Origin of the sequence: Candidatus Binatus sp., assembly GCF_030646925.1 — a bacterium.
In the GTDB taxonomy this organism is placed as follows: Bacteria; Desulfobacterota; Binatia; order Binatales; family Binataceae; genus Binatus.
In genome coordinates, this window is sequence record NZ_JAUSKL010000007.1 from 1 (window position 1) to 12,066 (window position 12,066).

The 12,066-nt window shown below is 59.0% G+C and carries 11 protein-coding genes; 7 read left to right on the top strand and 4 right to left on the bottom strand.

The window, feature by feature from the left end; all coding sequences use genetic code 11:
* Window positions 1-845: LLM class flavin-dependent oxidoreductase (locus Q7S58_RS00620; RefSeq protein WP_304819732.1), on the top strand; the 845-nt coding region annotated here is incomplete at its 5' end.
* Between the two features lie 393 nt (window positions 846-1,238).
* On the opposite strand, the gene Q7S58_RS00625 is transcribed toward Q7S58_RS00620, so the two are convergent.
* Entirely contained in the window at window positions 1,239-1,982 is a 744-nt protein-coding gene (locus tag Q7S58_RS00625; RefSeq protein WP_304819734.1) for a DUF3313 domain-containing protein, read from the bottom strand.
* Window positions 1,983-2,325: 343 nt separating this feature from the next.
* Between Q7S58_RS00625 and Q7S58_RS00630 the strand changes: the two genes are divergently transcribed.
* Window positions 2,326-4,710: a phosphoketolase gene (locus tag Q7S58_RS00630; protein ID WP_304819736.1), complete on the top strand. Its 2,385-nt coding sequence runs from the start codon at window positions 2,326-2,328 to the stop codon at window positions 4,708-4,710.
* Window positions 4,711-5,758: 1,048 nt separating this feature from the next.
* Here Q7S58_RS00630 and Q7S58_RS00635 read toward each other — a convergent pair.
* From Q7S58_RS00635 to Q7S58_RS00645, 3 genes are all read right to left on the bottom strand, one after another.
* Window positions 5,759-5,947 (bottom strand): hypothetical protein, encoded by a 189-nt coding sequence (locus tag Q7S58_RS00635; RefSeq protein WP_304819738.1) that lies wholly within the window; start codon window positions 5,945-5,947, stop codon window positions 5,759-5,761.
* A 247-nt stretch (window positions 5,948-6,194) separates the two neighbouring features.
* Window positions 6,195-6,473, bottom strand: a complete 279-nt coding sequence (locus tag Q7S58_RS00640; protein ID WP_304819740.1) for a hypothetical protein — start codon at window positions 6,471-6,473, stop codon at window positions 6,195-6,197.
* Window positions 6,474-6,856: 383 nt separating this feature from the next.
* Window positions 6,857-7,192, bottom strand: coding sequence for a hypothetical protein (locus tag Q7S58_RS00645; protein WP_304819742.1), 336 nt, complete (start codon window positions 7,190-7,192; stop codon window positions 6,857-6,859).
* A 528-nt stretch (window positions 7,193-7,720) separates the two neighbouring features.
* On the opposite strand from Q7S58_RS00645, the gene Q7S58_RS00650 reads away from it, so the two are divergent.
* The 5 genes from Q7S58_RS00650 to Q7S58_RS00670 all read left to right on the top strand — a co-directional run bounded on the left by Q7S58_RS00650 (window position 7,721) and on the right by Q7S58_RS00670 (window position 12,059).
* A complete protein-coding gene (locus Q7S58_RS00650) occupies window positions 7,721-8,179 on the top strand; it encodes a peroxiredoxin (protein ID WP_304819744.1) in 459 nt (152 codons plus the stop codon).
* Between the two features lie 301 nt (window positions 8,180-8,480).
* Window positions 8,481-10,139 carry a DegQ family serine endoprotease gene (locus Q7S58_RS00655; protein ID WP_304819746.1) on the top strand — a complete coding sequence of 553 codons (1,659 nt, stop codon included), beginning with the start codon at window positions 8,481-8,483 and terminating at the stop codon, window positions 10,137-10,139.
* A 193-nt stretch (window positions 10,140-10,332) separates the two neighbouring features.
* A complete protein-coding gene (locus tag Q7S58_RS00660; RefSeq protein ID WP_304819747.1) occupies window positions 10,333-10,782 on the top strand; it encodes a hypothetical protein in 450 nt (149 codons plus the stop codon).
* Window positions 10,783-10,784: 2 nt separating this feature from the next.
* On the top strand, window positions 10,785-11,624 hold the full coding sequence (locus Q7S58_RS00665) for a helical backbone metal receptor (protein WP_304819749.1): 840 nt from the start codon (window positions 10,785-10,787) through the stop codon (window positions 11,622-11,624).
* Window positions 11,625-11,666: 42 nt separating this feature from the next.
* Window positions 11,667-12,059, top strand: coding sequence for a hypothetical protein (locus Q7S58_RS00670; RefSeq protein WP_304819751.1), 393 nt, complete (start codon window positions 11,667-11,669; stop codon window positions 12,057-12,059).
* Window positions 12,060-12,066 lie beyond the last annotated feature (7 nt).

A 12,066-nucleotide genomic window follows, 5' to 3' on the forward strand; every position in this document is an offset into this window, starting at 1 on the left:
TACCCTCCGACGCCATGATGCTCGGTATCGATCCGATGACTCAGCGCGATCGCATGCTGGAAGGCATCAAGGTCATCATGCGTCTCTTCAACGGCGAGACCGTCACCGAGAAGTCCGACTGGTACAACCTCGTCAATGCGCGCGCGCACCTGATGCCTTACACCCAGCCGCATCCAGAGATTGCGGTTGCGAGCGCCGTTAGTCCGTCGGGCGGTCGCGCCGCCGGCAAGTATGGCTTCGGGATGCTGTGCGTGGCGGCCACCAACGCCGACGGCTTCGACGCGCTATCGACCAACTGGCAAATCGCTTGCGAGATAGCGTCTGAGGAGGGCCGTACGATGGATCGCAACCGGCTCCGGCTGGTCGGTCCGGTGCATATCGCGGAAACTCGCGAAAAGGCCCGCGAGAACGTCAAATGGGGCATTTACAAATGGATGGAGTACTTTGCCCGCCTCAATCCGCTCGCGCCGGCAGCGCCCAATGGCCAAGACCCGATCGATATGATGATCGCAGCCGGAAGCGCGGTAATAGGTACGCCCGACGACGCAATCGCTCAGCTCAAACGGCTCGAGAAGAAGCAGGGTGAGTTCGGCGCCTTCCTGCAACTCGCGCACAACTGGGCCACCTGGGACAACACCATCAAGTCGTACCAGCTATGGGCCGAACACGTCGCGCCGGTGTTCAAGAACGCGAACGTCAGCCGGCAGGCATCCTACGACTGGACGATGTCGAATGCGCGCGAGTTCATGGGTCAGGCGATGAATGCCGCTGGTGCGATGATTCGCAAACATGCTGACGAGCGCGCCGCGAAGAAGAAGTCCGAGGAAAAGCTCGCGGCCAAGTAACGAATATAGATAGACCGCGGCGGCTGGATTTGCTGCCGCTATTAAATTCAGGGAGCTGGCATCGATCTGCCAGCTCCCTGTTTCGTATCGAACTAACAGTTCGACGCCGGCAACGACGCCCCAGATTTACTACGATGAGGTGTTGCCAAGATGCGGTCTTTGCTACGAAGCGACCTTACTACGAACTTATCGTGCTGTTCGGTGGGGGCGCTTTCACCGCGGCCGCGGCGAGCGTGAGACGAGGCAGCCTTGCCAAGGGATTAGCCGCTCTCTCAGTTGGAAAGTGGTCGAGTATTCTTCCCGTTGGAGAGACCGTTGCTGCAACGGCGGTACTCGCGCCGTTCAGCCTGGTACCGTATGCTGCGATGAGCTGCTGCTACAACGACGTCTTGCTTACGACGCGCCCTGGGTTTGCAATTCGAGCAGGCGCTTCGAGATCAGTTGCGCCCAGTAATCCATCGCGTTTTGCGCATCGCCCCACTGGAATGACGCCGCGCCCTTGATTCCCATTCCACCCGACCGCTGATCGACTGCTTCCGCAAATACGTCGCCGCTCTGCGAATCGGTCACGACCATCTCTACTTCAGCCGAGCCCACGAACGCGTAACTGCCGGTCGCGAGCGACTGAGCCATGTCAAGGACGCGCGCCTGCGGAACCAGCACCGAGACGCTTCTGAGTCCCGGTACAGCCGCCGTTGCGTCCATCAACGCCACCCGCAACTTGAGCGTTCCCGGTCCCGGCTGATCGACCAGTGTGTAGTTCTGCTCGAGATTGGTCTTCAGCGCGTTGTAGAAGTACTGCGTGAGAACCTGTTGATCGGCGGTTGAGACTTTAGAATCCGCGGCCGCCCAGAACTCGACCGGCATCAGCATCATCTTTCGATAGTTAATCCATTTCACTTCCGGGTAGATCCACACCAGCGCAGCGCCGCCAGCCGGACCAGGGTGCAACTTCGACGCGTAAGGACCCATGAATCCGGTCACCGACGCCGGCAACGCCGTGCCCGATTCGACTGCCTTCGCCGCTTCAGGCGTACTCTCGACCGTGCTTGCGCATCCCGCCGCGATCATCATCAGCGCAACGCTAGCCGCCACAAGGCCCGCGCTCGATTGATTGCGAATTATTTTCTTCAGCATAGACGATCCTCCCCGATTCCCGGATTTCCGGATTCCGCGCCCGCTCCAATGTCAGTGAAAATCTCAACTGGCGCAACCCCAACCGCCGCGAACTTCCACAACAACGATTTCGCTTTTTCCGTCATCCTGAGCCGAAGCCCTGAGCGAAGTCGAACGGGGCAGGCTGCCGGAGTCGAAGGATCACGGATCTCTTCTTCCTTCAAACCCTTCTCTTAATCCCTCAAATTCTTCAAATCTGCGGTTAACCCTTTCTTAACTTCGCGGCGACAACCACCGGCTATTCACACCGCGTCGCGGGTGAGAAAATGTCCGATTGCATTCAGTACATCGAGGTTCATCTCCAATGCCCGTATGCACCGCTCTCAACGACGACCAATTCAAACTGCTCGACGCCTACTGGCGCGCCGCCAACTACCTCACTATCGGCCAAATCTACCTGATGGCTAATCCGCTGCTGCGCGAACCGCTCCGTCCCGAGCACATCAAGCCGCGCCTGCTTGGTCATTGGGGGACCTCACCCGGACAAAATTTCATCTACGCGCATCTGAACCGGCTCATCAAACTGCGCGACGCCAGCGTTATCTTCGTCAGCGGTCCCGGCCACGGCGGACCCTCGCTCACCGCCAACACCTATCTCGAGGGCAGCTACACCGAGATTTATCCGAGCATCACGCGCGACGCCGAGGGGATGCGCAAGTTCTTCCGGCAGTTCTCTTCGCCGGGCGGGATCTCGAGCCACGCCGGCCCGCACGTGCCCGGCTCGATCAACGAGGGCGGCGAGCTTGGCTACTCGCTGCTCCATGCGTTCGGCGCCGCGTTCGACAATCCCGACCTCATCGTCGCGTGCGTAATTGGCGACGGCGAGGCGGAAACCGCACCGCTCGAAGGCGCCTGGAAGAGTATCGATTTCTTAAACCCCGTCCGCGACGGCGCCGTGCTGCCGATCCTCCATCTCAACGGCTACAAGATTTCCGGTCCGACTACGCTCGCCCGCCACAGCAACGAGCAGATCCGCAAACTGCTCGAGGGTCACGGCTACCAAGTGTACATCGTCGATGGCGACGATCCATTCACGATGCATCGCGAGTTCGCGGCGACGCTCGACCAATGCTACGCGGCGATTTGCGCGATCCAGCACGACGCTCGCACCAACGGATTCTCGCATCGCCCCATCTGGCCCGCGATCGTTCTCCGCTCACCCAAAGGATGGACCGGGCCGAAAATCGTCGATGGCAAACAAATCGAGGGTACTTTCCGCGCCCATCAGGTGCCGCTCGATAAGGTCAAGGAAAATCCTGAGCACCTGAAAATGTTCGAAGCCTGGATGCGCAGTTACCGGCCCGGCGAACTGTTCGACGTGAATGGCCGCCTCGTCCCCGAACTCCAGGCGATGGGGCCCGTTGGTATCCGCCGGATGGGTGCGAATCCCCACGCCAATGGCGGCCTCCTCACTATCTCGCTCGATATCCCGTCGTTCACCGATTATGCGATCCCCATCGAGATGCCCGGCAACACGAAAGTCGAATCGACGCGTCCGTTCGGCGCGATGCTCCGCGACATTTTCAAGCGCAACGAGAAGCAGCAGAACTTCCGCCTCTTCTGTCCCGACGAAACCAACTCGAATCGTCTCGGCGACGTCTTCGAGGTCGAAAATCGATGCCTGGTCTCGCACATCGAAAACTTCGACGATCATGTCTCGCCCACCGGCCGCGTGATGGAGGTTCTTAGCGAGCATTGTCACCAGGGATGGCTCGAAGGCTACACGCTGACCGGCCGCCACGGGCTGTTCGCGAGCTACGAGGCGTTCGCGATGATCGTCGATTCGATGGTTGCGCAGCACGCCAAGTGGCTCAAGACTTGCCGCACCGAGTTGCCCTGGCGCCGCCCGGTTCCTTCGCTCAACTACCTGCTCACCTCGACCTGCTGGCGCAACGATCACAACGGCTTCAGCCATCAGGGCCCCGGCTTCATCGATGCGCTCCTGACCAAGCAGGGCATCGTCTCGCGCATCTATCTGCCGCCCGATGCCAATTGCCTGCTCTCGGTCGCCGACCATTGCCTGCGTAGCCGCGGCTACATCAACCTGATCGTCATCGACAAGCAGATGCATCCCGTGTGGCTCGATATCGATTCAGCTCGCGAGCACTGCGCGCGCGGCGCTTCGAACTGGCGATGGGCCGGTAATGAAAACGGCATCCAAAACGGACAGGATCCCGACCTCGTGATGGCCTGTGCGGGCGACGTTCCGACCGAGGAGACCATCGCCGCCGCGTGGCTGCTCCGCAAATATCTGCCCGAGATGAAAGTCCGGGTCGTCAACATCGTCGATCTGATGACGCTGTTTACGCCGGAGAATCATCCGCACGGTATGGATGAAGACGCTTTCGCCGATCTCTTCACCACCGATAAGCACGTCATCTTTTCGTTTCATGGCTACCCCGGCGCGATTCATGAGATCATTCATGGCCGCCCCAACCCCGATCGCTTCCACGTCCGCGGCTATGTCGAAGAAGGCACCACGACTACCCCCTTCGATATGCTCGTGCTTAATCGCGCGAGCCGCTACCACCTTTGCATCGACGCTCTCAAGCGTGCGCCTCACTTCGAGGCGCGTGCCCGCGAATTGATCGAAAAAACCGAAGAGGCGCTCGCCGCGCACCGCAAATACATCGCCGAACATCTCGAGGATATGCCAGTCATCCGCAACTGGCGCTGGACCCCGAGTTAAAGAGTTAGGTCTTACTGCGTTCTCGCTCTTTTATTCTTAGCGCAGATCCTCTTCTGTCATTCCCGCGCGTGGCTGCCGCGCGAGGAATCCCGGCTCCGGTCTTTTCCTAATGCCTCGCCCGTTCGTTTCGCTGTAGGTGCCTCAGGCACGCCAGCGGTCTTCCTCATACCTCGCCCGTTCGTTTACGGGAGAGGCGGCCGAAGTCGCGGAACGCGACGAGGTAGGTGAGGGTGCAGGATCGCCTGCTAGTGCATCGCATCTGTTCTTCGCCACCGCCTTACTTCGTAAGTCTTCGCACTTGCAGGGCCGGAAAGGGGCCACTTTAGCGAGACACTTCGCAGACACTAAGCCCGAATAGTCCGCACGGATGCGGCAAGAAATAGGGCTCGCCAGTGAAGCGATGTGGTGCCGAGGCGATTGCGACGCGATTACGTGACGACGGCGGGAACAAGAGCGTCGCCGGGGAGGCCGCCTGATTGAAAAGGCGATTCGGTATGAGTCGCCTTTTTTTTATTCCCGGTTCCAACACTAAAATTCTGTTGGTTTTCGCCAGTTCGAAATATGGCTGCCAGTTGTTCAAGCGTCATTAGATTTTTGAATGATTTGAAACGATTCGCCTAATGGTAAGATGCCCTCAAATACTTATGAGAGGTGAGTCCTATGAGTCGCGGAAAGCTACCTGATTTAATGACGAAGGAGATTAAAAATAGACTGTACGCGTCACAATGGAAGGATGAGATACGATTGGCAATTAGGCAAAACAGACGGCATAGAATCTGGCAAAGATTTGTCCTAGATTTTTCCGATACAAAAATGGCGATGGAGGATGCAGCGTGTTCCCTCCTTCAGACAAAGACTCCGAAGCTGAAGCAAAGGCTTGGGCTCTTGAATCACCGGCATCAAGGAAGAACGCTGAAGAATGGGCGAATCTTGATGAATTAGGTTAGCGTGATTCGATATCCGGCAACTGCGAGGTTGGGGTATAGTTATATCCATCTATCTGGCGTCAAGCGGAAAGATGAAGGAGCAACCTATGTCGCGAATAACATCAGATGCTAGCAACACCTTTATCACTTGCGAACTGTGCGATCCGGAAAATCCAGCTCCCTTCCGATTCCTCGAAGAACCGGGGAGCCCGGTCTTGTGTTTCCCCCATGCAGGTAAAGCCTTCTGCCAGGGCGATTCCGCCGAAAAGTTCCGCGTACGACCATTGCTCGTTCTCGACGGCGGCGGACATCGGAAAGCGTAGTAAGGGCAAGTCCCGCCAAATCGCCACACTCGCGCTGGCTTGGGCTCTTACGCTATCCGGGTGTGCACCGTGGATAGAAAGCCGCGAACTCCATAGAAAGTGCGTACCGTCTAGTCCGGGGTGGGGGGTCGATGTTATTAGGACGTCTTCGATACCAGAAATTGGCGACGATGCTGCTTGCATCGCGAGTTGTCACAGATATAACGACCCTTTGGCCTGCCTGGTTCACTCCAGACTAGCTTGCCAAAACGGTGATCGAGCGGCCTGCATTGATTACCAAGCCGCCGTGAATCCAGCGAGATGATTTCCATCCCGAAATCAAAGCTAGGGCAGGCTCGATTTCAAAACCGCCCACTACCAAAAAAAGTGTCTTTTTGTGTCTGAGCCGAGCAAACCCGAAGTGATGCGAGGGCTCCCTGTTTTGAGAAACCCTCGCATTTTCCGATGCGATCCGATCCGAGCCGATGCCGTTACAATCCCCCGGCCAGCTTAGCAATCTGATGCCTTCGACCACTCAGCCACCTCTCCCACGCCGCGATTCCCGATATCCACCAAAGGGGCGGATGCTTCAGCCGCCCTGTTCCTCAATCTGTGAAATTCCCAAATCTGAGGTTAACTTCTTTTCTCCCCGATCTTAATCGCGCCGCGACTATTCTTAGCCCATCTCGAATGCGAAAATTCGGTTACTGGTCAGGCAGGAGTTTTTGCCGCATCCACATCCCTCCGCCCATCCATCCGCTCATCGATCCGTCTGTATGGTTCATCACAGAGTCTCTTTCGTTGTGCTGCGACCAGCCCACCACTGGGCAATCCAAATCGTGAGCGTAGGCAGCAGTGTCATTTGACGTAGCAGGACCGCAGCAAGCGTTCGTCGCGGGCCATCGCGGCGCTCAGCACTCATTTCTGTTCCTTTTGGACATCCCCCGATTTTTCGCCCATACCCTTCATCATCGGACACTGCGGCATGGATTCCTTGCCCATCTGCATGTGCTGCATCATGTGCTGCATCATCTTCTCCTCCATCTCCGCCCTTCGCGCATCCATGGCGATTCGCTGCTCCCCCATGTGGGTGACGACGGCGGCCATCAGGCCGACCTTCTTGTCCTCCGGCGCGCGGTTCATCTCGGTGAGCTCCTCGGTGAGTTGAGCGTCTTGAGCCTTAATGTCTTCCTGCATTTTCTGTTTCTGTTCCTTCATTTCCTGGCAGCGTTCCATCATTTTGGCCTCCGTCACGTTTTTTCCCTCCGCAGACTCGGCGGATCGCGCTTGGACTGGAGACCAGATGGCTAGAGCCAGAGCCAATACGAGGCTTGAACGGATGATGAGGTTCGTATTCGTTCGGGTTTTCATGTTCTGTGACCTTCCTTTTGTTTTTCGTTGTTGTTCGCGGTTGGCGTGCGGCTGACAGCGTGTCTGAGAAATCGGTTTCACCTCATCTGCACCGGTGTTAACACTCGTATTGCGCTGGCGGAGAAGGCTTCTCTAAAGAGCATAACCCTATTTTTAAGTCCAAAAAACTACCTGAGGGGCGGATGCTTCAGCCGCACTTTTTCTTAATCAAATTCCTCAAATCTGCGGTTAACTCTTCTCCCATCTTAAGTCGCTGAACGCCACCAATCCGATCACGTTCATGCTCTGACGCCAGATGTGCTAGTCTTGGCGGGCGAGCAGGGCGGAAGAATCGTAACCGGCGCTCGCGCTGAAGCTTCAAAGACATCAGAGCGTATCGCAACCCGTCGCGCGCGACGAAAGGAAAACAACATGCTCGAGACAGGAAAACCGTTTCCGAATTTTTCCTTGCAGAACCAGGACGGCAAAGTAACCCGGCTCGGCGATTTCGCCGGCAAGTGGCTGGTGGTGTACGTCTATCCGAAGGACGACACGCCGGGCTGCACGATCCAGGGCAAATCGTTCACCGCGACCAAGGCCGATTTCGACGCGGCGAATATCAAGGTGGTCGGCGTCAGCCAGGATGACGTCGAATCGCACAAAAACTTCTGCAACAAGTTCGCATTCACGATCGATCTGCTGGCCGACACCAAGGCCGAGTTGCTCAACCAGATGGGAATCGGGCAGGCCGAATTCCACGGCACGAAATACTGGAACCGCTCGAGCTTCGTAGTCGATCCCAAGGGCGTGCTCTGCAAGGTGTACGAGAAGGTGAATCCGCAGGGGCACGAGAAGGTGCTGCTCGACGATATCAAGGCGATGCAGAAGTAGAGTTTCACCGCATCGCATCGCGGACGATTGCGCTCTAATCGGCGCCGCGAGCACGGCAAACGTCCTGTCGAACGGGAGGAAAACCCGCCGGCAGGGCGTTTTCTCATGGGTGTCGATTTGATTTAGTGAGATAAGATCGGCTGCCGTGGGAGGAATCCGCCGGTTATCGGCGGCAGTCCCGCAGGGGCCCAGGAATTACGCGTCGCGGGGGCTGAATTTCGGCTGCGGAATTCTCGTCCGATATTTGATGGGTTTGCAAACTTGATAGTCTGGATGACCCAAGTATTTCGAGGAGGAATGCATGCTTAAGAGGATCGCTGCCGTAGCCGGCGGCGTTTTCATCGGCCTGATTATCGCTTTTGCGCGGGTCGGCGCTTTCCCGTTCTGGGGCGGCGACGACCAATCCAAGACTGCGCCGCAGACAGCCCAGGGATCGAAGAATCCACAGGCCTCGGCCCAGGCGGAATTGCCGCCACCGCCGCTGCCTGCGCCGCCGGTGCCGGGCGCTTCCTCATCGCAATCCGCTCAGCCCAAGCCCGAACCCAACGAAAAGACCGGCGTGATCACTTCGTTCGCGCCGCTCGTCAAGCGCGTGATGCCGACCGTCGTTAACGTCGCGGTAGTGCAGGACGTCAAAGTTTCGGGTTCGCCCTTCGGGTTGGGACCGAATAGTCCCGAGGGCGGTGACGACGGCGACGACAACAATCCCGGCGGCGGTCCGGGTGCGAGCGGGCCTCCAGGGATGCCCGGCGATCCATTCGATCAACTGCGCCGCTATTTCGGTCAGGCGCCGCGCGAGCAGAAACAGCGTGGCCTCGGCTCCGGCGTGATCGTGTCGGCCGACGGTTACATCCTCACCAACAATCACGTGGTCGGCAACGCGGAAGACATCCACGTGACCCTGATGGACAAGCGCGAATTCACTGCGAAGGTGATCGGCAAGGATCCGAAAACCGATCTCGCGCTGATCAAGATCGATACGAAAGACTCGCTGCCGGTGGCGATGCTCGGTGAATCGAACGACACCGCGGTAGGCGACTGGGTAGTTGCGATCGGCAACCCCTTCGGCTTCTCGCTCAGCGTGACGGCGGGAATCGTGAGCGCCAAGGGACGCAATATCGGCGCGGGCGACTACGATGATTTCATCCAGACCGACGCGTCGATCAATCCCGGCAATTCGGGCGGACCGCTCTTCAATACCGACGGCCAGGTGATCGGTATCAACACCGCGATCTACAGCCGCACCGGTTCGAATAACGGTATCGGCTTCGCGATCCCGGTCGATATGGCGAAAAACGTGATGGACCAGTTGAAGGCGCATGGGCGCGTGGTCCGCGGATGGCTCGGAGTTGAGATTCAGGAAGTGACGGCCGACCTCGCGCAATCCTTCGGACTCGCGAAGCCGGAAGGCGCGCTGGTCGCGAGCACCGACAAAGACGGTCCGGCCGCCAAGGCGGGCCTCGAGCGCGGCGATATCGTCATCAGCTTCGACGGCAAGGCCGTGCACGACGAGCACGAGCTGCCGGCCTTGGTCGCGACGACGCCGATCAACAAGAAGGTGCAGGTCGAGGTAGTTCGCAACGGCAAGCACATGACGTTCGACGTGACGATTGGCGAGCGCAAGGAGCCGCAAGTCGCGACCGCCAAGGCGGAAGAGCCGGGCGGCAACTGGGGGATGCAGGTCGGCGACATCACTCCCGAAATCGCGCAGCAACTGCATATCGAAGCGAACAAGGGAATCGTGATTCGGCGCGTCTCGCCGGACAGCCCCGCTGCCGACGCGGGCTTGCAGCCGGGTGACGTGGTGCTCGAAGTCAATCACGACAAGGTCAGCACGGTGGCCGAATTCGTCAATAAGGCGAAGGAAGCCAAGAACACCAAGAAGGCGGCATTGTTGCTGGTGCAGCGCGGTGGCGCGACCCTGTACACGGTTATCAAGCCGGGCACCGGCAAGGGCTAGACAATGGCGGCGGGCGAGCCTCGCGTAAAGCTCGCTCGTCGAGCATAAATCCAGGAAACGGCGCATCCGACGCGATTAGGGTGCGCCGTTTTTCTTGGATGCGCTGAATCATGGCGGCGTAGTTCTATTAGGCGCGCCCGTACGGTAGCATCGTGGGCGCCGACGATGGTTCAGATTGAGGGGTGGAGTGGCAGTGGCAACGCCGCGAAAACGCAAACCGTCGAAACGTAAGACCAAGCCGAAACGGCGGCGACCGAGCATCCTGCTGATCGTCGGGATGGCGGCGCTGATTGCTGGATTCGTGGCGCGGAGAAGTCTGCTTCCCTCCGCGATGTATCGCTTGACCCATCGCGAGCCGGATCACCAGCCGATGCCGATCGATCCCGGCGAGCCGATGCCGCACGGTGAACTGCCGGTGATACAAGAAACTCATAAATCCGCCGATCGCTCCAAGCCCGCCGCGCGCGCGCCCGCGATGACCACCAAGCTCGACGCTCCGGTGAAATCGCACGATACGACAACCGCCGGCGCGCCTGGCGGATCGACCGGCGAGGCCGTTTCGGCGCATAATGGCGCGAGCGAGCATATTTCGTCGAGCGATCGGCAGCAGCTCGATTCGATCCTCAAGCGCAAGGCGAACTAGCGATGGCGGCGATGGTGCAGACGGCGGACGACCTCGGTTTCCGGGTGGAGCTGGCCCATCCGCCGCGCCGGATCGTATCGCTGGTGCCGAGTTGGACCGAGACCCTGTTCGCGCTGGGTTTCACTTCGGACGAAGTCGTCGGGGTCACCAAGTATTGCGTTGAGCCGGCGGCAGAAGTGGCGTCGATCGCGAAAATCGGCGGCACGAAGAATCCCGATATCCGCGCGATCGCGAAGCTCGAGCCGGAGCTGATTATCGCGAACGCTGAAGAGAATCGCCGCGAAGATGTCGAGCGGATGCGCGCGGCGGGAATCCCGGTCTTCACCACCTATCCCAAGACCGTGCCGGGCGCCGTCGAATCGATCCTGCGGCTCGGGCGAGTGCTGGCGCGCGAGCCGGAGGCGGCTGCGCTGGCCAAGCAGATCGCGCTCTCAGTCAGCGAAATCGAAGCGACGCTCGGAGTATGGAGCAAGCTGCGGCTCAGGGTATTTTGCCCGATTTGGAAAAAACCGTGGATGTCGTTCAATGGCGATACTTACGCGCATGACGTGCTCAGGATGCTCGGTTACAACAATGTCTATGCGTCGGCAGGCGAGCGCTATCCGATTACCACGCTCGAAGCGGCGCTCGAGCGGCGCCCCGATATCGTGATCCTGCCGGACGAGCCGTATGAATTCGATGAAGCAGACGTCACGGAACTAAAAGCCCTGCTGCCGACCGCGCTTAGCCGGCGGGTGCTGCTCGTAAGCGGTCGCGATTTGCATTGGTACGGAGTGCACATGGTGCGCGGGCTCAAATCGCTGGCCGAGCGGATGGGGCGCGTCCGCGCCGCGGTGCTGTAGCGTTTGCGCCGAGCCATCGCTTAAGAAAATATGGAGTGTACTATGCTAATTACTGCGAGTTTGACGACAGCCATATTTTTGACGATTGCCCCCGCGCAAATTCCGGCGCCGATGCCCGCACAGCATGCGGGCGCGGCCCTGTCGGAGAACTCGCCGGCGCTCCAACCGCCGGAGATCCTGTTGGTGCAGACGGAACGCGCCGTACCCGCACCCGCCACGGCCGAACCGGATGATCAAAACGCCGAGCCCAACCAGGACAACGACCAGAACGATCAGCAGGACACCGCTGCCCAGGATCAGCGGCAGAATCCCGATCAGCAGAATGCCGCCAACGACGAAAGTCCGGTGATGCCGCCGCCGGCGCCCGCCGAACCGCCCGCGGAAGCCGAGATGCCGCCGATGCCGGTCTATCCGCCGATCAATCCTGATCGATAGCCGTCAA